This window comes from Achromobacter animicus, from assembly GCF_040775605.1.
Lineage (GTDB): Bacteria > Pseudomonadota > Gammaproteobacteria > Burkholderiales > Burkholderiaceae_B > Achromobacter > Achromobacter animicus.
The window spans coordinates 5407365-5433262 of record NZ_JAYGJK010000001.1 but is presented as its reverse complement, the minus strand read 5'-3'; the positions used below and the strand labels follow the sequence as shown (position 1 = coordinate 5433262).

The following is a 25898-nucleotide window of genomic DNA, read 5'->3' as shown; positions in this document are numbered from 1 at the left end:
CGCGGCGCGTCCGCGTTTCAGCGGGACGCGCCGGTGTCTTGCAGACGCGCGTGGACGGTCGCGCCCAGCGCCGCGCCATGCACGGCCAGATGGGCGCCCAGTTGAATGGCTTGCAGGATCTCGCTGCGCGACAGGCCTCGTGCGAGCCCTTCACCGATGCACGCGCGCGTGTTTGCCATGTCGCCCTGCGTGAAGCACGCGTGCAAGGCGATGCGAATCAGCAAACGTTCCGTCTGCGACAGACCGCCGGCCGGCGCGCCGCCTTCCAGGAAGTCGAGCAGGACGGCGACATAGCCCCGGTCCTGCGCCGCCAGCCGCAACAGGCTGGGCGCCTGTTCCGGCCACAGCGCGGCGATGCGGGCGCGCAAGGGATCCTGCGCGTCCAGCGCCGGTAGCGGTGCGGCCTCATGCAGCAGGTCGGCGGCCAGAAGGACCGCGCTCAACCCCTGCAGGGTCACCAGATGCAGCACGTCGAAGACGTCGGCATCCGTCGCGCCGGCCTCGCGCGCCATGCGCAGATGGGTGGCAAGTCCCGCTTCGTAAAGATGCGTGGCCGATGCGTCCAGCGCCACATAGATCAGTTCGACCATGCGCGGCGACAGCGGACCCGTGCTGGCGGGATGGCCCGCGTAGTCGGCATAGTGCGCGAGAAACCCCGGATTGGCGCGCAGCATCGCGTCCGTCCACGGCCGCCAATAGCCGCGCGCGGCGATGAAGCGCGCCTTGATCTCGTCCAGATCGCTTATTGGCTGCATAGCACCTGACCCGTGAGGTATTGCGCCTGCGCGCCCGCGACGAAGCGCAGCAGCGGCGCCAGCGCCTCGGGCGCGGCGCCCGGCGCGACCTGCACCGCGTTGATGCGGCGCGCCGCGGGGCCCCATTCGCAGGCCAGCGAGGCCACGAGCATCCGCGCCCCCGCGTGATCCCCGGCATGCTCCCACGTCAGGCCCTCGCCGCCGGGCAGCAGTAGCGTGAGGCTGGCGGGTCCGTCCAGGTCGAAGCGGCGCGCGGCATTCAGCACGGCCGCCAGGCGTTGCCCCGGCGGGCTGGATAGCACCGTGGCATCCAGCACGGCGGGATAGCCGTCGCCGGTCGCGTCGTCCCGTGGCGAGGGCCAATCGCCGCGCACGGTCAGCGACAAGGGCGCGTCGACTTGAATACGGTTTTCGGTCGCGGCCGGCGCATAGGTCTGGCTGCCGCCGTACACCGATGAGCCGCCATCCACGCACAGCAGACTGCCTGCCAGGGGCTTGGCCTGCGCACCCGCTGCAAAGACCAGCGCGCAGGCGATCTCGTCGGGATCGGCCAGCCGGCCCAGCGGAATCTTGGCGACCGCGCGCGCGGGGTCCAGGCGGCCGGATGCGATCAGGCCGTCCACCAGTTCCGTTTGCACATATCCCGGGCACAGCACGGTGACGCAAAGCCCGGGGTCGGCCTGCGCCAGCGCGCGGCTTTGCGCGATCAGGCCGGCTTTGCTGGGGCTGTAGCCGCCGCGCCATGGGATGGCGCGCAACCCCGCGCCCGAGGCCACGTTGACGACACGCGCTCCCGCGGCGAGGCAACCGCGCAGGGCGCTGACCACGCGCGCGGGCGCGTGCAGGTTCAGGTCCAGCAGCCGCTGCCAGTCCTCGTCCGTCTGGTCGACGGTGGGACGATTACTGCTGTCCGTCATGCCCGCGTTGTTGATGATGGCGTCCAGTCGCGGCATGCCGTCCGCCAGCGCCGCTATCTGCCCGGCATCGGTCAGGTCCGTCACGCAGGCAAGATGGTTCTGGCCCGCGCGGACGGGCAGTTCCGCCTGCAGCGCCCGCAACGCCGGCGCGTTGCGATCGACCAGCACGCAGCGTTGGCCCGCAGCGGCCAGCCGGCGGGCCGTCGCCCGGCCGATGCCGCTGGCCGCGCCGGTGAGCAGGACGGTGTCCATCAGAGCGTCGTGAACGTGATGCCGCCGTCGACCACCAGCGCCTGCGCGGTGATGAAGCGCGCCTCGTCGCTGGCCAGGAACACGATGGCGTCGGCAATGTCGTCCACCGAGCCCAGTCGACCCATCGGCGTGCTTGCGACGCGGCGCGCATCGCGCTCGGCGTTGCGGTTGCGCTGCGTGCCTTCAGTGGGCACCGCTGACGGGCACACGGCGTTCACCCGGATGCGGCGCGCGCCCAGTTCGGCGGCCGCCGCGCGCGTCACGCCAAGCACGCCTGATTTGATGCCGGAGTACACCATCGAACTGGGGGCGGACTTGAGCGCCGCGGTCGACGCCACGTTGACGATGGCGCCGCCGCGTTCGGGGTCCATGACCTCGGCGGCGGCCTGGATGCCCCAGATCACGGCCTTGAAACCGATGTCCAGCATGCGTTCCAGCGTATCGGGCTGGATCTCCAGCACGCTCTGATAGCGGACCCAGGCCGCGTTGTTGACCAGGATGTCCAGGCGCGAGCCCTGTTCGGCGGCCTGTCGCACCGCTTGACCGATGCCTTCACGCGTGGCGACGTTCTGCACGACGGGAAAGGCCTTGCCGCCTTCGGCGGTGATGCCGGCGACGGCCTCGTCCACCAGCTCCTGCTTGAGGTCGTTGACGCCGACCGTGGCGCCGCGCGCGGCGAGCAGGCGCGCGGTGGCCCGGCCGATGCCGGCGCCCGCGCCGGTGACGAGCGCGACGCGCCCGGCGAGATCTTGTGCCATGGTGTCTTCCTATACCGATTGGATGAATGCGCGGCCGTTGCCGCTGGCCAGACCCGCGAAGGCGGCGTCCAGCTTGCGCACCGCGCGCAAGGCGCGATGCAGGGGCAGTTCCCACGTGAAGCCCATGCCGCCGTGCAGGTGGATGGCTTTCTCGATGACGAAAGCCGCGTTGGCGAGCGCGCCGGCCAGCGCGGGCCGCGTGTCGCGCGGCGCGCCGTGTTCGTCGGCTTGCGTGGCGCGGCGGATCGCGGCGCTGGACACGTCCTGCAGCAGCCGCATGCGGGCCAGGAGGTGGCGCACGGCCTGCTTGGCCGACAGGGGGCGGCCGAACTGCACTCGGGTCGCCATGTACTCGGCCGCGGCCTGCAGGGCGCCTTCGGCGGCGCCGTTGGCGAACTCGGCAAGCAGCAGATGGGCCTGGCGCTGGAGCGCGTCCCAGGCCCGAGCATCCAAGCGCGCCAGTACGGGCGCGCCGTCCGGCGCGATCCACGCTTGCGGATGATCGGGATCGAGCGCCGCCTGTTCGTCGCGGGGCAGGGCGCTGGCATCGAGCAGCGCGGCGCCCGCGCCGTCAGCCACCAGCACCCAGTCCGCCGGGCCATTGTCCAGACGGGCATGGCCCGACTGCAGGCTGCCTTGCCACGCGATGCCGGCCAGGCGCTCGCCGGCGGCCAGCGCGGCGGCCTGCGGCGTGCCGGCCAGTGCGCTGGCAAGCAGGATCTGTTCGGGCAGCGGCAGTGGCAGGCGCAGGCGTCCGGCGGCGTGCGCGATCGGCAGCGCGAAATCGAGCGAAAGGCCCAGTCCGCCGTCTTCCTCGGCCGCCATCACGCCAGTCAGGCCGGCCTGCGCCAGCACCTGGGCCATGGCGCCGGCATCCGGGCGGGACAGGGCGTCGGTGATCGCGGCTTCGGCGGCCGGCGCGAATTCCTCGGGCCGCAGTTCTTCGTGGCTCATGTCAGGTCCTTGGGCAGATTCATGACGCGCTGCGCGATGACGTCCAGCTGCACTTCGGTGGTGCCGGCGTAGATCGTCTCGGCGCGCGAGAAGAGGTAGGCGGTGGTAAAGGCCTTCTGGGCGCGGCGCGCCAGGGGACTGGAGTGCGGGCCGACCTGCGACAGCAGAGACAGCGCCAGGCCGGCAAAGGCCTGGTGGCATTCCGACCAATAAAGTTTGGTCAGCGATCCGCGCGCGCCGATGGTCTCGCCACGCAGCATGCGCGCCACCGTGAGTTCAACCAGACCCTTCAATCCGTCGATTTCGCCGACCAGATCGCCGACGCGGCGCTGGACATAGCCGTCGTCGAGCGCGGGCGCCAGTTGCGCATCGGACTTGCAGGCCGCAATGAGCTGGCGCAATTCGCACTCGAAGCGCCACGGGCGATACATGCGGTTGGTGGCGCGCTCGATGGACAGCACGCGGATGGCGGCGTTCCAGCCTTCGTCCGGCGCGCCCAGGCGTGCACTGTCGGGAACCACCACGTCGTCGAAGAACACCTCGGCAAAGGACTCCTTGCCGTCGATGGACTTGATGGGAACGACGCGGATGCCCGGCGTGTCCATCGGCACGGCGAACATCAGCAGGCCGCGATGTTTGTCGGCCACGGTGCCGGTGCGCGTCAGCAGCAGGCAGTAATGCGCCTTGGCCGCGCCGCTGGTCCAGATCTTCTGCCCGTTGATGCGCCACGTGTCGCCTTCCTGCACGGCCTTGGTGCGCAGCCGTGCCAGATCCGAGCCGGCGTCCGGTTCCGAAAACCCCTGGCACCAGTACTGCCGCATCGCCAGAATCGCGGGCAGGAATTCTTGCTTCTGTTGCTCGGTGCCGACGGCCATAATGATCGGCCCGGCCAGTTCCTTGCCGATCGAACTGACGCTTTCGGGCATGGGCAGCGCGCCGATCTCCTTGTTCACCGCCAGGTGCTCGCGCAGCGTCAACCCGTGGCCGCCATAGACCTTGGGCCACGTCATGCCGGCGAGTCCGGCCTGATACATCGCGGCCTCCCAGGCGCTGCTCTCGGCAAGCGTGGGCGTGCGCCAGTCCGGGCTGTCGGCGCGCATGAAATCTGGCAGGTTGGCGCGCAGCCAGGTGCGCGCATGCTGGCGGTAGACCTCGGGGCCGGCGCCGGGGTCAGGGACCGTAGCAAGTTGTTCGAATTGCATGGCTGTCCTCAATGGGCGGGCGCGGCGCGCGGGATCATCAGCGCGTCCAGGACGACCACGCCTTGGCCCTGCGGCCGGACCAGAATGGGGTTCATGTCGATCTCGGCGACGTCGTCGCGATGGCGGTACGCAAACGCCGACAGGCGCGCCACGCTACGCGCAGCGGCGGCGATGTCGGCCTTGGGCTGGCCCCGCGCGCCGTCCAGGATGGCAAACATCTTGAGCGAGCGGATCATTTCCGCGGCCTCGTCCTCGGTCACGGGCGCGGCCTGCACGGCCACGTCCTTCAGCACCTCGGCGTAGATGCCGCCCATGCCGACCATGACGATGGGGCCGAAGACGGGGTCTTGCGACACGCCGGCGATCAGTTCGGTGCCGCCCGCGACCATCGGCGCGACCAGGACGCCATCGATGCGGGCGCCGGGCGCATGGCGCGCGACGTTGGCCAGGATGCGGGCGTGGCCGTGGCGCACGGCGTCGGCATCGGCCACGTTGAGCAGCACACCGCCGGCTTCTGTCTTGTGCGCGACGTCTTCGGAGGCGATCTTGAGCACGACGGGGTAGCCGATGGCGTCGGCCGCGCGCACCGCGTCGTCGGCACTGCGGGCGATGAATTCGCGCGGCACGTCGATGCCGGCGTTGCCCAGCGCCTGCTTGGCGTGGAATTCGTTGCGGAACACCGCGGGATCGACGGGTTCGGCGGCGGGCAGCGCCGTGTCGGCATAAGCGGCCGCGCGCAGCTTGCCCAGCTTCACCAGGCCCGACAGCCCCGTCGCCGCGGCGTCGATGCTGGAGAACACCGGAATGCCCAGCGCGTTGATCTGTTCGACGGCGTCGGCGGGCCCCTGGCTGATGACCATCAGCAGGCGGTCTGGATGGCTGGTGCGTACCTGGGCCAGCGTTTCCAGATAGATGCCGCGCAGCCGGGTGTTGTAGAGCGACAGCGACATGAACAGCGCCAGCGAACTGGCCGACGGATCGTCCAGCAGGGCCGTCAGCATCTTGAGCAGAATGTCGGGGCGGCTGGACATCTGGGCGGACGCGTCCACCGGATTGCCGGTGCTGGCCGTGGGCACGGCTTCCAGGATGCGCCGCTGGGTGTCGGGTGCGAGCGCGGGCAGCGCAAGGCCGGCGTCGCTCATGGCGTCGGCCATCATGATGCCGAAGCCGCCGGACGCGGCAACGAGCGTGACCGCGTCGTTGGCCGGCAGGCGGTCGGGCATGAGCAGCGAGGCCGCGTGGCCGATGTCGATCAACGCTTCAACAGAGCGCACGCGCAGCACGCCGTGCCGGCGAAAGACCGCGTCGATCACCGCGTCCGAGCCAGTAAGGGCGCCCGTATGCGAGGCGGCGGCCGCCTGGCCTTTTTCCGTGGAACCGATCTTCAGGATGATGACGGGCTTGCCCTTGCCGCGCGCAAGGCGCAACGCGTCGATGAGCTTTCCGGCATTCCGGCAAGTTTCCATGCAGCACAGGATGATGCGCGTGTCCGGATCCTCGGCCAGCGCGGCAATGCCGTCGGCGGCGTCCACATCCGCCTCGTTGCCGGTCGCGATGAAGCGGCTGACGCCCATGCCGCGCCGGGCGACGCTCTGCATGGTGTGGCTGCCCACGTTGCCGGACTGCGACACGATGCCTACGTGGCCGACCGGCGGCATGTTCTCTTCCAGCGCGATCGAAAAAGAGCCGATCAGGCGCTCGGCGACGTTGACGGTGCCCAGGCAATTCGGGCCCAGGACACGCATGCCGTGTTCGCTAGCGATCGCCACCAGTTCGGACTGTAGCGCCGCGCCTTGCGGACCGGCCTCGGTGAAGCCGGCCGACAGGACGATGGCGGCCTTCACGCCGCGCGCGCCGCAGTCGCGCAGCGCGGCAGGCGTGGCGGCGGCGGGCACGGCCAGGATGGCGAGTTCCGGCGCTGCCGGCGTGTCTTTCACCGATGTGTAGGCCGGTAGCCCCTGGATGGTGCCGCCCTTGGGGTTGATGGGATACACCGCGCCGCGGTAGCCATGCTTGATCAGCATGTGGACGGGGCGGCCGCCGATCTTGGTGACCTCATCGGAGGCGCCGATCACGGCGATGCCCGACGCCTGGAAAAAAGGGGCCAGCCCCGCACCGGGGCGTTGATTCTGCTGCGTCATGCTCAACGCCCCTTGAATCGCGGCTGGCGCTTTTCCAGGAACGCCATGCGGGCCTCGCGCGCGTCTTCGGTCTTGGCCAGCGCCATCGTGAAGTCCTGCTCGAAGCGATAGGCGTCGCGCTGCGGCATCAGGTCCACCATGTTGGCCGCGCGCTTGGCGTACAGCACGGCGAGCGGCGCCTTGGCGGCGATTTCGTGCGCCAGCGCCAACGCGGCGGGCAGCAGCTGATCGGTGGGCAGCACGTCCTCCAGCACGTTGCGGCGCAGCAGGTCGTGGGCGGTCAAGCGCTGTCCGGTGTAGAACATGCGGCGCAGCGTCGAGCGCCCGAACAGCGTACGCAGCATGGAAGCGCCGCCGGCCAGGCCGACGTTGATCTCGGGCATGCCGAACGTGGCGTTATCGGACGCATACATGATGTCGCAGGCAGCCATGAGCCCAAGGCCGGCGCCCAGCGCCGCGCCGTTGACGGCGGCGATGACCGGCTTGGCGCACTCCTTGATGGCGTTGCCGGTCTCGCGGGTGATGCGGTTGTGCTCCAGGAAGTCGCCCGCGATGTCGGCGTTGGGGCGGTCCTTCAGGTCGGCGCCCGCGCAGAACACCGTGCCGTTGCCGGTCAGCACCGCGCAGCGGATGTCCTCGCGCTCGGAGATCTCGTCGAAGATCGCCACGATGCGCCGCCGCATGTTGCGGTTCAGCGCGTTGACCGGCGCGTTGTTCAGGGTGACCAGGGCAACGCCCTCGTTGACTTCGAACTTGACGGGGGTGTCGCTCATGCGCGCACCTCGTTCGACTGGGCATGGACAGTGGGGCGCCGGGCGCCGTGGGCGTGCTGCATGGAAGTCTCCTCGGGTCGGATCGACCTGTCTTGTCCGCAGTCCGTGCCGGGCGGCGCCGGACTTTTTTTTGATTTTAGGAAGGGGCTCCTGCGCGATCTACGCCAAAAACGGTGGTTGTGTTCTGCAGGAATGCCGCATATTCCGGCCCACGCCAAGCCGATACCATGGGGAAAAAAGTCGGCGGAAAGCCGGCTAATAAGGAGCGAGGCGGAAGATGCTGATTGAACAAATCGGGACGCTGCGCGCAGCCCTGGGCGAATGTCCGGTCTGGGATGCGGCGCGCGGGCTGCTGTGGATGGCGGATTGCCGCAAGGGGCTGATCCTGGCCGTGAACCCCGACTCTGGCAGCGTGCAACGCTGGCAGTTGCCTGCGCCGCTGGGTTCCTTTGCGTTCAACGGCGAGGACGAGCTGGTCGTGGCGCTGAAGGAGTCGTTTGCGCGCTTTTGGCCGGCAGATGGCAGCCTGCGGACGCTGGCCAGTATCGAGGACAGCCACCCGAACCTGCGGTTGAACGACGGTACGCCCCTGCCGGACGGCAGCTTCGTGGCGGGGACCATGCATATCTACCGCGAGGCCGGGGAGCCGCCGTTGGGCGGCCTGTACCGCCTGGATGCCGCCGGCCGCCTTGACCGCATCGACGCGGGGCTGGGGGTGGTCAACGGGCCGGCCCTGCATCCGGATGGCACGCACTTTTACGTGTGCGACAGTTCGGTGCGCAAGATCTACCGCTACCACATGGACGCGCAGGGCAGATTGTCGGAACGCGACGTCTTCGTCGATACAGACGCGCTGGCGTCGGCGCCCGACGGCTGCTGTTTCGACCGCGACGGCGGGTTATGGACGGCGTTGGTGCATGCCGGCGCCATTGCCAGGTTCGACCGCGACGGAACGCTGGATGTGCGCATCGACCTGCCGGTCGCGCATCCGGCGTCGCTGTGTTTTGGCGGGGACGGGCTGGCCGACCTGTACGTCACCTCCATCAGCGACAGCGGACGCCTGTCGGCGGACGGCCCGATGGATGGTGCACTGCTGCGCGTGCGTGGCACGGGTTATGCCGGCGCGCCGCGTTCGCATTGCCGGATCCGGCCGCAAGCCTGAGGCCTGCCGGCGCGTCAGTCGCTGGCGGCCGGCTTGCCGTACGCCGCAAAGCGCAGTTCCGCGCCGGATACGTGCGAGGCGACGAAGTCCAGGAACAGCCGGATCTTCACGGGGATCATGGCGGTGTCCAGGATGGTGGCGTACATGCCTTCTTCAAACGTCGTGTTGGTGACACGGTAATCGGGGCATAGCCGCACCAGCGTGCCGCGCTCGATGTCGTGGTGCACGGTGTAGTCGTCCAGCAGCGCAATGCCTTCGCCCAGCCGGGCCAGTTCCAGCAAGGCCACGCCATTGTTGGTGACGTGCCGCGGCTTGATCAGCACCTCGTCGATGGCGTCGCCCTGCTTGAAGCGCCAGCAGGTCTGGTCGCCGGGCAGCAGATACGCCAGGCAGTCATGCTGCGCGATATCCGCGGGCCGCGTAGGCACTTCGCGAATCGCCAGGTACGCCGGCGAGGCCACCAGGTAGCGTTCGCTCTTGAACAGGATGCGCCGCTTCAGGCCGGCCTCGACGGGCGGCGAGATGCGAAAGTCGATGTCGAAGTTATTGCGCCGCAGATCGGTTTTGGCTTCCGACAGCACGAGTTCGATGTGGATCTCGGGATAGGCCTCGCGGAACGCGGCGACAAGCTGCGGCAGCACGCCCAGGCCGAACATCATGCGCGAATGCACACGCAGGATGCCCTTGGGCGCGGCGCGGATTTCGGTGATGTTGCGGTGCGCCTCGTTGATGTTCCAGAGGATGGTTTCGAGCTGGCGCGCGTATTCCTGGCCCGCTTCGGTCAGCACGACCTGCCGTGTGGAACGCAGCAGGAGCTTCACGTTGAGCTCGTTTTCGAAGTCGGTGATCATGCGCGACACCGAGGTGGCGGAGATGCCGAACTGGCGCGCGGTTTCCGAGAAGCTCTCGGTCTTCGAGATCGACAGAAAGAGCTCCATTGCGCGCAGTCTGTCCATCATTCCTCCACTTTATGCAGCACAGAACGCCGCTTTTCTTGTATTCCAGCCCATGACTACCGGCCTCTAGAATTTCCTCAAGGATTCAAGCATCAATGAGGAGACACAATGGAATTCGGCGTATTCATTCTGGCGCAGCAACGAGGTTACCACCAGTCCTCCGCGCAAGTCATCAACAACTCCATCGAGCAGACGGTGGCGGCCGAGCAAGCCGGGTTCAACACGGCCTGGTACGCCGAGCACCACTTCAACAACTACTCGCTGTCGCCGTCGCCGCTGATGACGGTGGCGCATGCGGCCGCGAAGACCAGCCGCATCCGTCTGGGCACGGCTGTGTGCATTTTGCCGCTGTATCACCCAGCGCGTTTCCTGGCCGAGGTCGGCTTCGTGGATACGGTGTCCAACGGCCGCCTGGAACTGGGTGTGGGATCCGGGTATCAGCAGTTCGAGTTCGAGCGCTTCGGCGTGCAGCTGGAAGAGTCGGGCGCGATCTTCAATGAGTTCCTGGACGTCATCCCCAAGGGTCTGACGCAGAAGATCTTCGAGCATGACGGCAAGTTCCTGAAGATTCCGCCCAGCTCGATCGCGGTGCGCTGCATCCAGGATCCGATGCCGCCGCTGTGGATCACGTCGGGCAATCCGGTGACGCTGGGCCGCGGCGTGCGCGAGAACCACAACCTGTTCGTGACGGCGCTGCTCAAGGGCAACGACGCCATCGCCGAGCTGCGAGGCCGGCTGGAAAAGGTGGCGGACGACAATGGCAAGGACCTGGATCGCGATGTGAAGTTCGGCTTCCTGCGCTGCGGCTACGCGTCGGACAACAAAGCCGAGATCGACGCCTATCTGGATTGCGCACGCTTCCAGCGCCGCATTTCCGAAAGCTTGAAGTTCCGCCGCGCGCAGAGCGACGACGGCTACATGGTCAAGGAAGTGCCGTCGGAAACCGATCCTACCTTCGAGCAGCTTCGCAAAAACCTGCCGGTGGGGTCGGTCAACGAAGTCATCGACAAGATGCTGGAAGAGATCAGCATCCTCCGGCCCAAGCACATCGCGCTGCAAACGCAGCTTGGCGATTTCGACCAGAAGACGATGCTCAAGCAGATCGAACTCTGGGGCGACAAGATCATTCCCGCGATCCGCAAGGAAGTTGGCAGTACGACCGCCCTTGCCTGAAGGAGTCCAACATGCGTATCTACTTGAGCAATGCCGGCGCGATTGCGCTGCGCGACGCGGCGGACTTCGGCCGCCTGGATGTCATGGCGGATCCGCAGCCCGCGGATAGGCTTGAACGTGCGATCGCCCGCATTGGCCGGCGCGAGGACGAAAGGCACGTGCGGCTGTCGCCGTCGGTGCTGCGCTTTCTGTCGCAGCACGCGGGCGATCCGGCGTGGGAAGCCAGCTTCTCGAAGATGGTGGATTATGCGGCGCGGCATGGATGGGTCGATGAACGCGGCGACATCCGCGCGCACATGGTGGTCAACGATTGCGACGAGGTGGTGTCGGTCGATGACTTCAAGGCGGCGATGCGCTCGCTGCCGGCGGGCATCAGCGCCGTCAGCACGGGCGACGGGGCCGATATGGCGGGGATGATCGTTTCCAGCCTCACGTCGATTTCCGCCGATCCGCCCATGGTCGGATTCTTTGTGCAGCAGACCGCGTCGGCGCATGCGCCGCTGCTGCGAAACGGCCGCTTCGTTGCCAACATCCTGGGAGAAGGCCATGGCGAAGTGATCGAGGCCTTCATGAAGAACCCTCAGGGCAGGGCGCGGTTCGCCCAAGGCGGTTGGGTGATGAACGAACATGGCGCGCCTGTGCTGCCCGATGCGCTGGCCAGCATCGAGTGCGACATCGTCTGCACCGAGAAACTGGGCACGCATGATCTCATCGTGGGCAAGATCCGCAGGACCGCCTGCCGGGAAGCGCGACCGGTGATCAACTTCCAGTCCGCCACGCACGGTATCGCGCCGGCGCAGCTTCAATGAACGAATGACCGCATCAGCCTGAACAGACAAGCCCGCCAAATTGGCGGGCTTGTCATTGGGAGAAGGGCTGGCTCAATCGAGAACGATGTGGTTTTCCTGGATGACCTTGCCCCAATATTGCCGGTCGGCGTCCAGTTGCGCTTCCAGTGCCTGCGGGCCGCCGGCCTTCTCGGTCTGGCCGTTGGCTACGAGCAGCTTTCGGAAGCTCTCGGATTGGACGGTTTTGATGGCGGCCGCGGAATAGGCCTCTACGATCGCGTCGGGCGTTCCCTTGGGCGCATGCAACGCCGTCCAATAGCTGGCCTTGAGCTGGGGATAACCCAGTTCCGTCACGCAGGGCACTTCCGGCAGGGCCGGATCGCGCTGGTCGGTTGTCAGCGCCAGGATCTTCACCGCGCCCGCCTTCTGGTGGTCGGCCAGGGCGATGGGCGTCATGTAGGAGAGATCGTTGCGCCCGGTGATGAGGTCGATCAGGCTGGTGGGCGTGCTCTTGTAGGGCACGGCGGTCAGCGGGATGCCCAGCGTCTTGGACATGATCAGCCCGTATAGATCGGTGACGCTGCCGGGGCCTAGCGATCCGTAGGTGAGCGCGCGATTCTCTTTTTTTGCATAGGCCACCAGCTCCGCGAGGGAATTGACACCCATCTTCGCGGGCACGGTGATCGTGAGCGGGCCGTCGAACATCATGGCGACGGACTTGAAGCTGTCGAAGCCATAGTTCAGGCTGGGGCGCAGCAGGATGTTCAGCGACAGGGGGCCGGAGCCGCCCATGAGCAGCATGCTGCCGTCGGCGGGCGCGCGTGCGACCTGCGATGCGCCGATGATGCCGTTGGCGCCAGGCTTGTTCTCGACGATGAAGTTCATGCCCAGCTCGGCGCCCATGCCTTCGGCCAGGAGGCGCGCGAAATTGTCGTTGGGGCCGCCCGCGGCATAGGGCACGATCAGGGTCACGGGCTTGGCCGCGGCCCGCAGCGGGCGGGCGAACATCATGAGGGTGCCGGCCGCGATGAAGCCGCGGCGCGTGAGCTTGCGCATCTGTCTCTCTCCAGGTTCCCGCCGCCATGCGGGGACCGTGCCTTCCGCAGGCCGGTTTCTTATGTTCTGACGCTGGCGGCTGGGTTGACCGGAATCAGACTTCCGGCCAGGGGTTGTCTCATACGCCGATGATAATTTTTATCCGACCGGCCGATTACCCCATCGATCTGCAGAACAGTTCTGCGAAGCAAGCAAGATTGCGCTGTGCCGCGGCGTTGCCGTTCGTGTCAGCGCCGCGTGAGCGGCGGCAGCCCGGGCATTATGCCGGATTGCGGCTGATCTTCGCGCACCGGTACAACGCCTCCTTGTCCAGCACCGTCAACCCGCCGTAATGCGTTTGCAGTACGCCTTCGCGCGCCAGGCGGGTCAGCGCGGTGTTGCAGCGCTGGCGCGAGACGCCGCATAAGCCCGCGATCTCTTCCTGCGAGATCCGCAACCGGCCCTTAGTGCCCGAATGTACCTCGGCGTCCAGTTGCGCCGCAACGGCGCGCGCCACCGTGGTGTCGACGTCGAGCAGCACGTTGCCCGTGTAGCAGCCCATCAGCCAGTTCACCCGCTGCGCCAGATGCGTCATCAGCGCCTTGGTGAATTCGATGTTGTTGTTCCAGAGGCGTTCGCAGGTGTCGCGCGGCAGGATCACGATGCGGCTGGGGCGCAGGGCGACGACTTCGTATTCGAAGCGTTCGCGGCGGATCATGGTGGCTTCGCCAAACCAGCTTCCCGTGCTGAATCCGGCCAGCGACAACGTGCGGCCATCGGTGCCAGGGGACGACCACTTCACCAGGCCTTCGACCACGCCATACCAGCCAGGCGAGCGGGACCCCGCGCGAAACAGGTATTCGCCCGTCGCCAGCGACACCGTCCGCAGTTCGGCGCGCACCACATCGCGCTCGAGTTCGGGCAGACCCTTGTACCAGGGCACCACGTCGAGCATCTTGTCCACGGCACTGCGCGCCGGCCTGCGATTCACGGCGGACGCGTCGTTGCCCGCCAGGGCAGGCGGTTCGCGCATGTTCATTCCCTGTCTGGAGGTGGTATGCGGCCCAGGTAAACCCTAGGGTTCTTTGTCAACGTGATGACTGTCCGCAGGGGCAGCCGGACCGCAGAATGTTTGACGCCCACGGGCCAAAAACCATAAGAGGAGACCGGTATGTTGTCAATGCCACGCCTGCTGTCCGCCACCGCCATTGCCGGCGCCATTTCCGCCACGCTGCTGCCCGCCACGGCTGCACAGGCGCAAGTGTCCGACGACGTGATCCGCATCGGATTCATCACCGACATGTCCGGCGTCTACTCGGGGCCGGATGGTCCTGGCGGCGCCGAAGCCATCAAGATGGCGATCGAGGAAATGGGCGGGCAGATCAACGGCAAGAAGATCGAGCTTTTGACCGCGGACCACCAGAACAAGGCCGACGTGGCCTCGGCCAAGGCGCGCGAATGGTTTGACCAGCGCGGCCTGGACATGCTGATCGGCGGCACCAATTCCAGCACGGCGCTGGCCATGTCGAAGGTGGCGGCGGACAAGAAAAAGCCGATCATCGTGGTCGGCGCCGGCGCGCCCGCGCTGACCAACGAGCAATGCACGCCCTACACGCTGAACTATGCCTACGACATCGTGGCGCAGGCGCGCGGCACGGGCGCGGCGGTGGTCAAGGCGGGCGGCAAGAGCTGGTACTTCCTGACGGCCGACTACGCTTTCGGGCATGCGCTGCAGGCCGACACCACCAAGGTGGTTGAGTCCGGCGGCGGCAAGGTCGTGGGCAGCGTGAAGCATCCGCTGTCCGCCAGCGATTTCTCGTCATTCCTGTTGCAGGCGCAAAGCAGCAAGGCCGAGATCCTGGCGCTGGCCAATGCGGGTGCGGACGCGACCAATTCAATCAAGGCGGCGAACGAGTTTGGCATCACCAAGTCGATGAAGCTGGCGGGCATGATCATGTTCATCAACGACATCCACGCCATGGGCCTGCCGGCCGCGCAGGGCATGTACCTGACCGACAGCTGGTACTGGAATGCGTCGGACGAGACGCGCGCGTGGAGCCGCAAGTTCTTCGACCGCCGGCAGGCCATGCCGTCGTCGCTGCAGGCGGCCGATTATTCGGCGGCATTGCAGTACCTGCGCGCGGTCAAGGCAACCGGCACGGACGACGCCGACAAGGTGCTGGCCTACCTGCGCGAAAACAAGCTGAACGACATGTACATCAAGGACGGCGTGGTGCGTCCCGATGGCCGCGTCGTGCATGACATGTACCTGCTGCAGGTCAAGAGCCCGGACCAGTCGAAGGAGCCGTGGGATTACTTCACGGTGGTGCAGGCCATCGACGGCAACGAGGCCTTCACGAAGCAATCCGAAAGCCGCTGCGCGCTGTGGAAATCCTAGGAGAACTCGCATGGCCAAACGCAAAGTCATCGTGACCATTGCCCCGACCGGGGGCATGGCCCTGAAAAGCCAGAATCCGCACCTGCCGACGCAGCCCGCGGAGATCGCGGAGGATGTCTACCGCTGCTATAACGCGGGCGCCAGCGTGGTGGCGCTGCATGCGCGGCGTGCGGATGATCTGGCGACGTGCGACGCCGCCGTCTACCGGAAGATGAACCAGCTGATTCGCGAGCGCTGCGACATCGTGCTGAACAACTCCACGGGCGGTGGGGTGCATGGCGACATGGTCGCCGAGACCTCGCCCGGCAGGTGGGAGATTCTGTGGGAGGAGCGTCTGAAGGGCATGGACGCGGGCGCGGAGATGTGCACGCTGGACGCCACCACGCTGAATCTGGCGTTCGGCGACCGCGAATACCTGATGAACACGCCGCTCAGCAAAGGGCGCGAGCTGGCCGCCGGCATGAAGGCGCGCGGCATCAAGCCCGAGTGGGAGGTGTTCAGTCCGACGCACATCCTGCAGGACGTGACGACGCTGATCAACGAGGACCTGGACGAAGGCCCGCACTTCATCAACCTGGTCATGAACGTGCATCGCAACTTCCAGAACGCCATGCCGTTTTCGCCGCGGCATCTGCAGATGATGGTGGATCTGCTGCCCAAGAACAGCGTCTTCTGCGTCAGCGGCATCGGGCCGTCGCAGCTGGAAGCCAACATCAGCGCGCTGCTGCTGGGCGGCCACGCGCGGGTCGGGCTGGAGGACAACCTGTATTACCGGCATGGCGAACTGGCCACCAACGTGCAGTTGACCGAGCGCATCGTGCGCATCATCCGCGAAATGGACATGGAGCCGGCCACGCCCGCCGAGGCGCGCGAGATCATGGGCCTGCCGCTGAAAAGCGGCATCCGTCCCGAGTTCGCGCTTTGACGTAACCGTCTGGCGGCGCGGCGCGCGAGCCGCGCTGCCGCCACTTGTACATCGGGACATGACATGACCGAATCATTGAAAGGCGCCCGCGTGCTGGTCACCGCGGGCGCGCAGGGCATCGGACTGGCGATCGCGCGCAGGTTTGTGGATGCGGGCGCCGACGTGCATATCTGCGACGTGGACGAAGGGGCGCTCAAGGCGGCGCAAGAAAGCCTGCCCGCGTTGAGCGTCAGCCGGACGGACGTGTCTGATGAGACGCAGGTGCTGGCGATGTTCGAGGCGCTGGGCGCGCGGTGGGGCGCCTTGGATGTGCTGGTCAACAATGCGGGCGTGTCCGGGCCGACCAGCCGGCTCGAGGACACGACACTGGACGCCTGGCGCAACACGCTGGACGTCAACCTGACCGGCACGTTCCTGTGCGCGCGTAGCGCGGTGCCACTGTTGCGGGCCGCGGGCGGCGGCGCCATCGTCAATATCTCGTCCGTGGCGGGGCGCCTGGGCTTTTCTTTGCGTTCGCCTTACAGCGCCAGCAAGTTCGGGCTGGCCGGGCTGACCCAGACCTGGGCGATGGAGCTGGGGCCGTCGAACATCCGCGTCAATTCGGTGCTGCCGGGCGTGGTGTCGGGCGACCGGGTCGAGCGCATCATCGCCGCCCGCGCCGAGGCCGGCGGGGTCAGCAACGATGCGATGCGAGAGCAGCTTGTGGAAAAGGTGTCGCTGCGCCGCATGACGCGTCCGGAAGATGTGGCGAATCAGGTGGCGTTCCTGTGCTCGGAGCAAGGGGCGATGATCAGCGGGCAGAGCATCTCGGTTTGCGGGAATGTGGAGTATCTGGGATGAGCCTTCGTGTACGCCCGACAGGCGCCGGGCGTGCGTGTCATCGGCAATCGGGCGCAGGGCCGCAGGGCTGGGGACTGCCTTGCAGCAGCCGGCCGATCAACTTTTCCACCACGCTGGCCTCGGCCAGGACCGCCATGATCAGCGCCGCCGTGCCGATGACGAACATCGTCCGGTGCTGGCCGCCGCTGGCGCTGAACACGGCCGAGTAACCGTAACCGGCCAACGCCTGGAAGGTCGCAAAGCTGACCGTTGCGCGGCTCCAGGCCTGGTTCTGCGCAAAGGCATCGTGCGGAATCAGGTCGTGGATGCGCGCCAGCGCCAGCGGCACGATGCCCGGCGGGAAGGTGCCCGCCACCAGCGCGGCGGCGCCCAGCCATGCATGGTGGTGGCTGAAGCTCAAGGCGCCCATCGCGATCGCCTGAACAGCCAGCACGACGCGCAGGGCCTGGCGCGGGCCAAGCCGATCGCCCAGCCAGCCGTAAAGCGGGGGGCCCACCATTGCGCCGACGCCGTAGAGAATCCAAAAGCGCGCGCCGGCCGCGGCGCCCGCGCCCAGGCCGCGCTCGACGAAGTCCACCAGGAAGACCATCGCCGGGACCAGCGCTACCGCCATCAGCCCATACTGGCCGAACAGCAGGGTCACGCCGGCGCGGTGATCGGAGGGCTGGCGGGCAGGGGAAAGCGTATCCGCCACCGGGTCCGCCAACCGGCGCGATGCGGCGCCATGCGCCGGCCACGCACGCCAGGTCAGCAGGGTCAGCGCGGCCGAGATGGCGGCAAGACCCAGCCATGCCGCCTGCAGCCCCATGCCCAGCAGCCACGGCACGACTGTGCCGGAGCCTGCAATGCCGACGCCGATGCCCAGGAAGATGGCGCCGCCCGCCAGTCCGCGCCGTGCGCGCGGCACATGCGGCAGGATCGTCGCGGCGGCCAGCACCATGATGGCGCCGCCCGCGATGCCCGAGGCAAGACGCCAGCCGAAGAACCAGCCGATCGACAGCGGCAGGCTGCACGCCGCAAAGGCCAGCGTGACCAGCGCCATCATGACGCGCAGCACCTGTGTGCTGGAAAGGCGCCGCGCCAGCGGCTGGCCGATGAGCGCGCCGATGAGATAGCCGGTCAGGTTGGCAGCGCTCAGGAACACGACGCTGGACGAGGAGAACCAGTGCGCCTGGATGAGCGCGGGGACCAGCGGCGCGTAGGCGAAACGGGCCAGGCCGATGCTGGCCAGGCTGGCGGCGAACCCGGCAAGGACGTACCGCCATGCAGCGGTGCCTGCTACGGGCGGTGGTGCCTCGGGAGTTGGCGTCGCGGCGGGGGCGACGGCGGATGAATGCGACATGGGGAACCTCACGCTTCGGATGCCGGGCGAAACCGACCGGCCTGCGAAAAAGTATAGGTAGCCCGTGCGCTGCAATCACGCAGCATTTTGCAATTCGACCAATGCAAAAATGCGGCAGTAATTGTGGGCAATAACCGCTGGCAATAACCGCTGGCAGTCGTCGCTGACTATCGCCGCCTATCGCGGCGGCGGGTCGAACTGCTTTGCGACGGCGTCGATGAATGCCCGCACCCGGGCCGTGTGCCGCAGGTCCTGGTGCGTCACCAGCCACACGGGAAAGCCGCCTGCGCGTTCGCGCGCCGGCCACAGGCGGACGAGTCCGCCGCGTTCGGCCATGGGCACAGGCAGTTCGCCGATGCCGATGCCGTCGGCGATCATGGCGCGCAGCATCAGGCTGGAATTGGCCGTGGCCACGATGCAGCCCGCCTGGGCCGGTTCGCCGACGATGGTGGGCGCGCGGCCGCCTTCGAGGTAGGGCTGGTAGTACACCAGGTCATGCCCTTGCAGGCCCTCGCCTTCCGACGGCGTGCCGCGCAGTTCCAGATACTGCTCGCTGGCGTACAGGCCCACTGGCCAGCGGGCCAGTTGGCGCGCGACGAGATCCGGGTTCTCGGGCTTGATGTTACGGATGGCGATGTCCGCCTCGCGCCGGGCAAGATTGGCCATCTGGGTCGACACGTTCAAACGGACACGCACGGCGGGGTGCTGCACGTGCAGCGCCGCGATGGCTGGTATGACGAATTCCATGGCCAGCGAGTCGGTCGTCGCAACCTTGACCTCGCCTTCCAGCCGCCCGTCCGTGCCTTGGGCCTGCCGCACCAGGTCGTGGGCAAATTGCTCCATGCGTTCGGCGGCGCGCAGCACGCTTTCACCCGTGGGCGTGAGCGTGTATCCGGTGGAACTGCGCAGGAACAGCGTCGCGCCCAGGGTGTGTTCCAGCGTGGCGATGCGCCGCCCGATCGTGGCCTGATCGACGCCGGCCACGCGCGCGGCGCGCCGCAGGGTGCCTTCCCGTTGCAGCGCCAGAAAGATCCTTGCATCGTCCCAGTTCATCGCTTCCTTCGCGGCTGTGTGCCGGCTTCGCCAGGCCCGTCGGGGCAGCGGGATTATCGCCTAAACCCCCGTTGCCAAACCTCGCCACCCCGGTCCATAATCTGCGCTTTGTTAATTGATAACCGTTCGCATTAATAAGCAATGTGAGCGGTATCGCGTGCGGGCGGGATCGTGAGCGGATCGGAAGGGGCATCCCAGGACTTCGAGAGCCTATACGGCAATCACCACGGCTGGCTGCTGGCCTGGGTGAACTGGCGCCTGGGCAACGCGGCGGACGCCGCCGACCTGGCGCACGACGCGTTCGTGCGCCTCTTGACGCGCCCGTGCAAGTTCGACAACGCCCGTCATGCCCGGACCTACCTGCGCCGGATGGCCAACGGCATGTGCATCGACCTGTGGCGCCGCCGCGACCTGGAGCAAGCCTGGCTGGACGCCCTGGCGGCGCAGGCCGAGCCCACGGTGTCCTCGGCCGAGGATCAGGCCATGGTGCTGCAGGCCCTGGGCGAGATCGACGCGATGCTGCGCGGTTTGCCGCCCAAGACTGCCCACGCCTTCGTCATGGCGGTGGCGTGCGAGATGACCGACCAGGAAGTGGCGGACGTGCTGGGCGTGTCGGCGCGCATGGTCCGCAAGTACGTCGCCCAGGCCATGCTGTGCTGCATGCAGCTTGAGGCGCGCCTGGCGGCAGGACATGCGGACGAGCCGGCCGGCCTGCCGCAGATGCCCGCGGCATCGCAGGCGGCCGCCTCATGAGCGCCGCGCAGGCGCGCGAGCCCTCTCATCGTGCGATGGAGCAGGCCGCCGAGTGGTATGCGTTGCTGCGATCCGGCGATGCGTCGGCCGCCGAGCGCCAGCAATGGCAGCAATGGATCGACCGCGCGGCGGAACACCGCGAGGCCTGGGGCTACGTCGAACGCATCGGCCGCCGCTTTTCCCCGCTGCAATCCAGTCCTGACCGGGACGCCGCCGTGACGGCGTTCGGGCAGGCCGCGTCGGCCCGGCCGCGCGCTCGCCGGCAACTGCTGCTGGGGATGGCGGGGGCCCTGGGCATCGCCAGCCTGGGGTGGACGGCGTGGCGGCAGACGCCCTTGCCCCTGGCGGCCTCGACCTGGGGCGCGGACCATCGCGCGGGGCTGGGCCAAACGCGCCACGTCGCGCTGGCCGATGGCACCCAGGTCTGGCTGAAGGCGCTGAGCGCGTTCGATGTCGACTATGGCGCCACGTTGCGCCGCCTGCAGCTTGTCGCCGGTGAGCTGCTGATCCAGACCGCCGCGGACCCGATCCGTCCCTTTGTGGTCGACACCGCGCAGGGCCGGCTGCAGGCGCTGGGTACGCGTTTCACCGTGCGTGGGGGAGGACGACGGCGTGGTGGTGGCCGTGCACGAAGGGGCCGTCCGGGTCGACACGGCCGCCAGCCGCGCCCGCGGCATCGTGCCGGCGGGGCGACAGGCGCGGTTCACGGCGGACACGTTGGACGGCTTCCTGCCGGTGGACCCCGCCCGCGAGGCCTGGACGCGCGGCGTGCTGGTGGCCGACAACACGCCGCTGGCGGACGTAGTGGCCGAATTGCGCCGCTATCACTTCGGCCACCTGGCCGTGGCGCCGGAGATCGCGCGGCTGCACGTCTTCGGCAGCTATCCCATCCGCGAGACCGACCGCGCGCTGGACATGCTGGCCTCGGTATTGCCGGTGCGCGTGCGCCGCACGATGCCCTGGTGGATCAGCCTCGAAGCGCGCGCCTGAAAAAAATTTCCGCGAAACGGTTCCGGGTTTTGCCCGCTCGTTCGAATAAGGACAGTAAGAGCCGCTCGCGCCCTGCAATCCGCATGGCTGGCGCGCCGCTCTCCCTTCCAGAACTTACGCACGAGAGCACAGGTCCCGTCATGTCCCACCGTCCTTCTTCCGCCGCTGCGGCCTTTCCCGTGACCCGCGCACGCGCCTTGGCCTTCCGTCGCCGGCGTATCCCGTCCTGGGGCCTGCCGTTGGCCCTGGCGATGGCCGTTTCCGCCGTCTGGGGGTCGACGGCCCACGCGCAGGCCGCGCCCGCGACGACCGGCGTGGCGGATCTGATGACCTTCGACATTGCCCCCGCGCCGCTGAACCAGGTGCTGACGCGGCTGGCGAACGCGTCCGGCATCCTGCTGGCCGCGCAGCCGTCGCTGGTGGCCGACCGCCAGAGCAATGGCGTGCGCGGCCGCTACACCCCCCATCAGGCGCTGGAGCAGGCCCTGGCCGGAACGGGACTGCGCGCCACGCGCGAGGCGCCGAACGAGTACCGGCTGAGCGTTTTGCCCGCCGGCCAGACCACCACGCTGGAACCCGTGGCGGTGACGGCCTCCGGGCTGGCGAGCGGCTTGCCGCCGGTTTACCCCGGCGGCCAGGTGGCGCGCGGCGGACGTCTGGGCCTGCTGGGCGACCGCGACGACATGAGCACGCCGTTCAGCGCGACGCAGTACACCGCCAAGCTGATCGAGGACCAGCAGGCGCAGAACATCGGCGACGTGCTGGTCAATGACCCGACCGTGCGCAATACCTACTCGCGCGGTGCGGGGCGCGACGAGTTCAACATCCGCGGGTTCACGCTGTTCAATTACGACGTGTCGTTCAATGGCCTGTACGGCGTGTCGCCGCGCAATTCGAGTTCGCTGATCGGGGTGGAGCGCGTCGAAGTGCTGCGCGGTCCCAATGCCTTGCTGAACGGGATGGCGCCCTACGGTTCCGTGGGCGGCTCGATCAACCTCGTGCCCAAGCGCGCGGGCGCCGATCCGCTGAACCGCTTTACCGTGTCGTACATCGGCGACAGCCAGTTCGGCGCGCACGCCGACCTGTCGCGCCGCTATGGCGAGAGCCAGGAGTGGGGCGTGCGCCTGAACGTGGCCGGCAGCAGCGGCGACCTGCCGATGGACGGCGCGAAGGAAGACCTGGGCGCCGTGGCGCTGGGCCTGGACTACCAGGGCGAGCGCCTGCGCGTGGAAGGCGACATCAACTACCAGAACCGCACCACCGATGCGCGCAGCGGCCTGCTGTTTCCGCCGCCGTCGGGCGTGGACATCGGCCGGGCGCCGGACGCGCGCCGCAATTTCTTTCCGTCGTGGACCTACTGGAAGACCAAGGAATGGTCGGGCGCGCTGCGCGCCGAGTACGACGTGTCGCCAGACTGGACCGTCTACGGCGCCGTCGGCGCGCGCAAGCACGACTTTGAAAGCATGCAGACCAGCTGGCTGATGCTGAACGAAGCGGGTGATATCGGCGCGGTGCCGGCCCGCCTGAACGAGTCGCTGCTGAGCAAGACGGGCGAAATCGGCGTGCGGGGGCGCCTGCAGACCGGCCCGCTTAAGCATGAGCCGGCGCTGAGCGCCAGCGTGCTGGACATCGACTATTCGGCGGCGCGGATCCGGTCCAGCACGGTGTTCTCCAACATCTACAACCCCGCGGACCTGCCCAAGCCGAACATCGCGCGGCCGTCGGATCTGCCGCGGGCCAGCGATTCCCGGCTGGTCAGCATTGCGCTGGCCGACACGATTTCGATGGCCGACGATCGCGTGCAATTCATCGCGGGCGTGCGGCACCAGCGCGTGGAGTCGACCAACTTCGACGCGATGAGCGGTCGCCAGACGTCGAACTACAACGAGTCCGCCGTCACGCCGGCGTTTGCATTGACCGTCAAACCCACGGAGCGGCTGGCGCTGTATGGCAATTACATCGAGGGCCTGAGCCAGGGCGGGACGGCGCCCGAAGGCGCCGTCAACGCGGGCGAAGTGTTCGCGCCTGAAATCTCCAAGCAGTTCGAACTGGGCGCCAAGTACGATTTCGGCCAGTTTGAAACGACGCTCAGCGCGTTCCAGATCGAGCGTCCCAGCAGCTATCTGGATCCTGCCAGCCTGCGCTACGTGTCCAATGGCAAGCAGCGCAACCGCGGTCTGGAATTCCTGGTGCAGGGCGAGCCGACGCACGGCGTGCGCCTTTTGGGCGGCGTGGCCTATACCGATGCGCGCCTGACGCGTACCGAGGGCGGCGTCAATGACGGCAATCGCGCGCCGGCCGTGCCGCGACTGCAATTCAACGCGGCAGCCGAATGGGACACGCCATTCGTGCCGGGCCTGACGCTGACCGCGCGGATGCTGCGCACCAGCTCGCAGATCGTCGACGTCGCCAACACGCAGGAGATTCCGGGCTGGACGCGCTTCGACGTGGGCGCGCGCTATGCCTTCAACGCCAACGGCAAGCCCGTGGTCATCCGTGCGATGGTCGAGAACGTGCTGAACAAGAACTACTGGCAGTCCGCGGCGCGCGAAGGTCTGACGGTCGGCGCGCCGCTGACGGTGCTGTTGTCCGTGAGCACGGAGTTCTAAGGCAAACGGTCCGCCATCAGAACTTGTACGCCACGCCCGCGCTGAACGCGCGCCCGTTGCCCGGCAGGAAGATGGGCATGGCGGGCGTGGCCGTGTTGCGGATGGCGTAGCTGCTGGCGTAGGTCTTGTCGGTGAGGTTGTCGGCCGTGACGTAGCCGCTCCAGTGCGCGTCGTGCTCGTAGGCGATCTTGAAGCCAAGGAGCGCATAGGCTTCCTGCTGCGTGCCGGGCGCGTTGGCGTGGTTGGTCTCCGTGTCGCTCATCAGCCAGCGCACGTTGGGGCCGAAGCGCCAGCCGCCGATGCGGTACATGACTTCGGCGCTCAGCAGATGGCGCGGCACGCCGGCGATGCGGTTGCCTTCATATTGGCCGTTGCGGAAGCGGAAGTCGCTGAGCGTGTAGGCGATGCGGTAGTCGAACATGCCTTCGCCGGGCGAGGGCAGCGTGCCGTAGAGGCCGGCTTCGATGCCCTGGTGCCGCGTGCGGCCGTTGTAGTTGTAGGTGCCCGCCGGCGTGCCGTTTTCGTTGGTGACCGACATCAGCTCGTCGTCGACCTTGCTGCGGTACAGCGACACGCTCCAGTGCTGGTCGCGGCCGGCGACGGTGAACGTGCCGTCGCCGCCAACTTCATACGTGAGCGCGCGTTGCAGGTCCAGCTTGCTCATGGAGGTGCTGGCCGTGGCCGGGTTCATCGGCGCGGCGACTTCGCCGTTGACGATTTCCCAGAAGGTCGGCACTTCGTTGCTGCGGCTGACGTTGGCATACCAGCGCTGCGATGCGGCCGGCTGCCAGATCACGCCCAGCTTAGGGGTGGCGTAGCGCCAGTCCTGGTCCAGTGTCTTGCCGCTGTTGCGTTCGTGCGCGTCGCGCACAGCGACGGTGTATTTGACGTCACCCACCACGCTGAACTGCGGCGTAAGGTGCCAGTCCACGCCCACCATCGCACTGCGGTTCTCGGCGCGCAGGTCGTAGTTGCCGAAGCGTTGCAGGCGCTGGCCGTCGGACGGGCGGATGGCGTACAGGTCGCGGTCCATGTTGCTGCGCTGCCAGTCCAGCCCGGCGCGGTAGTCCACCGTGCCGATCTTGCCGTTCAGTTGCCAGGCAACGCCATAGGTGTCGCTATCGGTCACGTTGGCGACCTGGGGATTGGTGAAGTCGTCGTTCGTGTGCTGCCAATAGACGCCGGCCGTCTGGTTGAAGTCCTCGGTGCCCCAGAAGCTGCGGTTGGCCAGGCGGAACTGGTTGGTGTCGCGGTGCGGGTCGCGGTTGTAGACGTTGTTGGAAATATCCTGCGGCGAATTGCCGTCGCCCAGCACGCTGCGCGGGTCCTCGTACATGCGCGCCTTCGGGATCGGCTGTGGGATGTCGAACTTCAGGTCCGTGTAGGAAAGATAGGTGCGGTTTTCAAAAAGGCCTCGCCGGAAGCCGACGTTGCCTTGAAAGCTGGTGCGTTCGGACGACGAGTGGTGGCGGTAGCCGTCCGACTTGTCGTAGCCGAAGGCGAAGCGGCCGTCGAAGCGCTCGTCCTGAAAGCCCTTGGCCAGCGTGACGTTGCGGGTGCCGAAGCTGCCGCCGCCCAGCCGGATGAAGTCGCCCTGCGTGCCGGTGAGCGACTGGAAGTCGACCTCGCCGCCCAGCGTGCTGGCGCCGGGGGCCAGCGCATTGGCCCCGCGCCGCACGGCGATGATGCCGGCATTGCGTGGTTCGAGCAGGCTGATGATGAAGGAACCGTCCGCGTCGTTGAGCGGCAGACCGTCCTGCATCAGCAGGATGCCGCGCGACAGCGGGTTGCTCTGGATGCCGGAACCGCGGATGTTCAAACGCGGCTGGTCCAGGCCGCCAAAGAACTCCTGCACGATGACGCCGGGCTGGTATTCCAGCGCGTCGCGCAGCGTGATGAGACGCACGGCCTGCTGCGGCTGGATCAGGTTGGTGCCGCCGGGCACGGCCTGCAATTCGGCTTGCGTGCGTTGCACGCTGGGTTCCAGCGCATTGGGGATGGTGGTCCCGGAAACGACGACGGGGGTCAGCGACGGCGCCTCCTGCGCCATGGCGACGGACAGCCCGAGGGCGCTCAGGGTGAGGGTGGATGCGAGCTGGCGCAGGACAGGGGTAGACATCAG

The 25898-nt window shown here is 67.5% G+C and carries 22 protein-coding genes and 1 pseudogene; 10 read left to right on the top strand and 13 right to left on the bottom strand.

Features of this window, described 5'->3' with window-relative positions; all coding sequences use genetic code 11:
- Window positions 1–17 precede the first annotated feature (17 nt).
- Genes AB3147_RS24815 through AB3147_RS24785 form a run of 7 tightly spaced genes read right to left on the bottom strand, consistent with a single transcriptional unit; the run spans window position 18 to window position 7752 of the window.
- Entirely contained in the window at window positions 18–755 is a 738-nt protein-coding gene (locus tag AB3147_RS24815) for a carboxymuconolactone decarboxylase family protein (protein WP_367353245.1), read from the bottom strand.
- Window positions 743–1924 (bottom strand): SDR family oxidoreductase, encoded by a 1182-nt coding sequence (locus tag AB3147_RS24810; RefSeq protein WP_367353244.1) that lies wholly within the window; start codon window positions 1922–1924, stop codon window positions 743–745. Before AB3147_RS24810 ends, AB3147_RS24815 begins: the two co-directional genes overlap by 13 nt.
- Window positions 1924–2682 carry an SDR family NAD(P)-dependent oxidoreductase gene (locus AB3147_RS24805; protein WP_367353243.1) on the bottom strand — a complete coding sequence of 253 codons (759 nt, stop codon included), beginning with the start codon at window positions 2680–2682 and terminating at the stop codon, window positions 1924–1926. Before AB3147_RS24805 ends, AB3147_RS24810 begins: the two co-directional genes overlap by 1 nt.
- Window positions 2683–2691: 9 nt before the next feature.
- Complete coding sequence (locus AB3147_RS24800; protein WP_367353242.1) at window positions 2692–3636, bottom strand: acyl-CoA dehydrogenase family protein; 945 nt, start codon at window positions 3634–3636, stop codon at window positions 2692–2694.
- A complete protein-coding gene (locus tag AB3147_RS24795) occupies window positions 3633–4838 on the bottom strand; it encodes an acyl-CoA dehydrogenase family protein (protein WP_367353241.1) in 1206 nt (401 codons plus the stop codon). The genes AB3147_RS24800 and AB3147_RS24795 overlap by 4 nt, the downstream gene beginning before the upstream one ends.
- Before the next feature lie 8 nt (window positions 4839–4846).
- A complete protein-coding gene (locus AB3147_RS24790; RefSeq protein ID WP_367353240.1) occupies window positions 4847–6979 on the bottom strand; it encodes an acetate--CoA ligase family protein in 2133 nt (710 codons plus the stop codon).
- A 2-nt stretch (window positions 6980–6981) separates the two neighbouring features.
- Window positions 6982–7752, bottom strand: a complete 771-nt coding sequence (locus tag AB3147_RS24785; RefSeq protein WP_367353239.1) for an enoyl-CoA hydratase/isomerase family protein — start codon at window positions 7750–7752, stop codon at window positions 6982–6984.
- A 277-nt stretch (window positions 7753–8029) separates the two neighbouring features.
- Here AB3147_RS24785 and AB3147_RS24780 point away from each other — a divergent pair, with 277 nt between their 5' ends.
- Window positions 8030–8914, top strand: coding sequence for an SMP-30/gluconolactonase/LRE family protein (locus tag AB3147_RS24780; protein WP_367353238.1), 885 nt, complete (start codon window positions 8030–8032; stop codon window positions 8912–8914).
- 14 nt (window positions 8915–8928) lie between these two features.
- Here AB3147_RS24780 and AB3147_RS24775 read toward each other — a convergent pair whose 3' ends face one another.
- On the bottom strand, window positions 8929–9870 hold the full coding sequence (locus AB3147_RS24775; RefSeq protein WP_367353587.1) for a LysR family transcriptional regulator: 942 nt from the start codon (window positions 9868–9870) through the stop codon (window positions 8929–8931).
- A gap of 108 nt (window positions 9871–9978) precedes the next feature.
- On the opposite strand from AB3147_RS24775, the gene AB3147_RS24770 reads away from it, so the two are divergent.
- Together AB3147_RS24770 and AB3147_RS24765 are read left to right on the top strand one after the other, a co-directional pair.
- Window positions 9979–11043 (top strand): LLM class flavin-dependent oxidoreductase, encoded by a 1065-nt coding sequence (locus AB3147_RS24770; protein WP_367353237.1) that lies wholly within the window; start codon window positions 9979–9981, stop codon window positions 11041–11043.
- Between the two features lie 11 nt (window positions 11044–11054).
- Window positions 11055–11852 (top strand): flavin reductase family protein, encoded by a 798-nt coding sequence (locus tag AB3147_RS24765; RefSeq protein WP_367353236.1) that lies wholly within the window; start codon window positions 11055–11057, stop codon window positions 11850–11852.
- Window positions 11853–11924: 72 nt separating this feature from the next.
- Here AB3147_RS24765 and AB3147_RS24760 read toward each other — a convergent pair whose 3' ends face one another.
- Complete coding sequence (locus AB3147_RS24760; protein ID WP_367353235.1) at window positions 11925–12887, bottom strand: tripartite tricarboxylate transporter substrate binding protein; 963 nt, start codon at window positions 12885–12887, stop codon at window positions 11925–11927.
- 259 nt (window positions 12888–13146) lie between these two features.
- Entirely contained in the window at window positions 13147–13899 is a 753-nt protein-coding gene (locus tag AB3147_RS24755; protein WP_239211271.1) for a Crp/Fnr family transcriptional regulator, read from the bottom strand.
- Window positions 13900–14046: 147 nt separating this feature from the next.
- On the opposite strand from AB3147_RS24755, the gene AB3147_RS24750 reads away from it, so the two are divergent.
- From AB3147_RS24750 to AB3147_RS24740, 3 genes are all read left to right on the top strand, one after another.
- Window positions 14047–15264, top strand: a complete 1218-nt coding sequence (locus tag AB3147_RS24750; protein ID WP_367353586.1) for an ABC transporter substrate-binding protein — start codon at window positions 14047–14049, stop codon at window positions 15262–15264.
- Between the two features lie 10 nt (window positions 15265–15274).
- A complete protein-coding gene (locus AB3147_RS24745; protein ID WP_367353234.1) occupies window positions 15275–16189 on the top strand; it encodes a BKACE family enzyme in 915 nt (304 codons plus the stop codon).
- A gap of 63 nt (window positions 16190–16252) precedes the next feature.
- Window positions 16253–17029 (top strand): SDR family oxidoreductase, encoded by a 777-nt coding sequence (locus AB3147_RS24740; protein ID WP_367353233.1) that lies wholly within the window; start codon window positions 16253–16255, stop codon window positions 17027–17029.
- A 37-nt stretch (window positions 17030–17066) separates the two neighbouring features.
- On the opposite strand, the gene AB3147_RS24735 is transcribed toward AB3147_RS24740, so the two are convergent.
- A complete protein-coding gene (locus AB3147_RS24735; RefSeq protein ID WP_367353232.1) occupies window positions 17067–18371 on the bottom strand; it encodes a YbfB/YjiJ family MFS transporter in 1305 nt (434 codons plus the stop codon).
- A gap of 177 nt (window positions 18372–18548) precedes the next feature.
- A complete protein-coding gene (locus AB3147_RS24730) occupies window positions 18549–19424 on the bottom strand; it encodes a LysR family transcriptional regulator (RefSeq protein ID WP_367353231.1) in 876 nt (291 codons plus the stop codon).
- A gap of 171 nt (window positions 19425–19595) precedes the next feature.
- Between AB3147_RS24730 and AB3147_RS24725 the strand changes: the two genes are divergently transcribed.
- The 4 genes and pseudogenes from AB3147_RS24725 to AB3147_RS24710 all read left to right on the top strand — a co-directional run bounded on the left by AB3147_RS24725 (window position 19596) and on the right by AB3147_RS24710 (window position 23776).
- Window positions 19596–20177, top strand: a complete 582-nt coding sequence (locus AB3147_RS24725) for a sigma-70 family RNA polymerase sigma factor (RefSeq protein ID WP_367353230.1) — start codon at window positions 19596–19598, stop codon at window positions 20175–20177.
- Window positions 20174–20722 (top strand): annotated as a pseudogene (locus AB3147_RS24720) (DUF4880 domain-containing protein); the annotation flags it as partial. The gene AB3147_RS24725 and the pseudogene AB3147_RS24720, both read left to right, overlap by 4 nt.
- A gap of 49 nt (window positions 20723–20771) precedes the next feature.
- A complete protein-coding gene (locus AB3147_RS24715; protein ID WP_367353611.1) occupies window positions 20772–21167 on the top strand; it encodes a FecR family protein in 396 nt (131 codons plus the stop codon).
- Window positions 21168–21307: 140 nt separating this feature from the next.
- Entirely contained in the window at window positions 21308–23776 is a 2469-nt protein-coding gene (locus AB3147_RS24710; RefSeq protein WP_438861033.1) for a TonB-dependent siderophore receptor, read from the top strand.
- A gap of 16 nt (window positions 23777–23792) precedes the next feature.
- Here AB3147_RS24710 and AB3147_RS24705 read toward each other — a convergent pair whose 3' ends face one another.
- Window positions 23793–25895, bottom strand: a complete 2103-nt coding sequence (locus tag AB3147_RS24705) for a TonB-dependent receptor family protein (RefSeq protein ID WP_367353229.1) — start codon at window positions 25893–25895, stop codon at window positions 23793–23795.
- Window positions 25896–25898: the final 3 nt, after the last annotated feature.

Excerpts from the sequence above, each read along its gene's own strand:
- AB3147_RS24815 (WP_367353245.1), bottom strand. The coding sequence starts at position 755 with ATGCAGCCAATAAGCGATCTGGACGAGATCAAGGCGCGCTTCATCGCC.
- AB3147_RS24810 (WP_367353244.1), bottom strand. The coding sequence starts at position 1,924 with ATGGACACCGTCCTGCTCACCGGCGCGGCCAGCGGCATCGGCCGGGCG.
- AB3147_RS24805 (WP_367353243.1), bottom strand. The coding sequence starts at position 2,682 with ATGGCACAAGATCTCGCCGGGCGCGTCGCGCTCGTCACCGGCGCGGGC.
- AB3147_RS24800 (WP_367353242.1), bottom strand. The coding sequence starts at position 3,636 with ATGAGCCACGAAGAACTGCGGCCCGAGGAATTCGCGCCGGCCGCCGAA.
- AB3147_RS24795 (WP_367353241.1), bottom strand. The coding sequence starts at position 4,838 with ATGCAATTCGAACAACTTGCTACGGTCCCTGACCCCGGCGCCGGCCCC.
- AB3147_RS24790 (WP_367353240.1), bottom strand. The coding sequence starts at position 6,979 with ATGACGCAGCAGAATCAACGCCCCGGTGCGGGGCTGGCCCCTTTTTTC.
- AB3147_RS24785 (WP_367353239.1), bottom strand. The coding sequence starts at position 7,752 with ATGAGCGACACCCCCGTCAAGTTCGAAGTCAACGAGGGCGTTGCCCTG.
- AB3147_RS24780 (WP_367353238.1), top strand. The coding sequence starts at position 8,030 with ATGCTGATTGAACAAATCGGGACGCTGCGCGCAGCCCTGGGCGAATGT.
- AB3147_RS24775 (WP_367353587.1), bottom strand. The coding sequence starts at position 9,870 with ATGGACAGACTGCGCGCAATGGAGCTCTTTCTGTCGATCTCGAAGACC.
- AB3147_RS24770 (WP_367353237.1), top strand. The coding sequence starts at position 9,979 with ATGGAATTCGGCGTATTCATTCTGGCGCAGCAACGAGGTTACCACCAG.
- AB3147_RS24765 (WP_367353236.1), top strand. The coding sequence starts at position 11,055 with ATGCGTATCTACTTGAGCAATGCCGGCGCGATTGCGCTGCGCGACGCG.
- AB3147_RS24760 (WP_367353235.1), bottom strand. The coding sequence starts at position 12,887 with ATGCGCAAGCTCACGCGCCGCGGCTTCATCGCGGCCGGCACCCTCATG.
- AB3147_RS24755 (WP_239211271.1), bottom strand. The coding sequence starts at position 13,899 with ATGCGCGAACCGCCTGCCCTGGCGGGCAACGACGCGTCCGCCGTGAAT.
- AB3147_RS24750 (WP_367353586.1), top strand. The coding sequence starts at position 14,047 with ATGCCACGCCTGCTGTCCGCCACCGCCATTGCCGGCGCCATTTCCGCC.
- AB3147_RS24745 (WP_367353234.1), top strand. The coding sequence starts at position 15,275 with ATGGCCAAACGCAAAGTCATCGTGACCATTGCCCCGACCGGGGGCATG.
- AB3147_RS24740 (WP_367353233.1), top strand. The coding sequence starts at position 16,253 with ATGACCGAATCATTGAAAGGCGCCCGCGTGCTGGTCACCGCGGGCGCG.
- AB3147_RS24735 (WP_367353232.1), bottom strand. The coding sequence starts at position 18,371 with ATGTCGCATTCATCCGCCGTCGCCCCCGCCGCGACGCCAACTCCCGAG.
- AB3147_RS24730 (WP_367353231.1), bottom strand. The coding sequence starts at position 19,424 with ATGAACTGGGACGATGCAAGGATCTTTCTGGCGCTGCAACGGGAAGGC.
- AB3147_RS24710 (WP_438861033.1), top strand. The coding sequence starts at position 21,308 with ATGTCCCACCGTCCTTCTTCCGCCGCTGCGGCCTTTCCCGTGACCCGC.
- AB3147_RS24705 (WP_367353229.1), bottom strand. The coding sequence starts at position 25,895 with ATGTCTACCCCTGTCCTGCGCCAGCTCGCATCCACCCTCACCCTGAGC.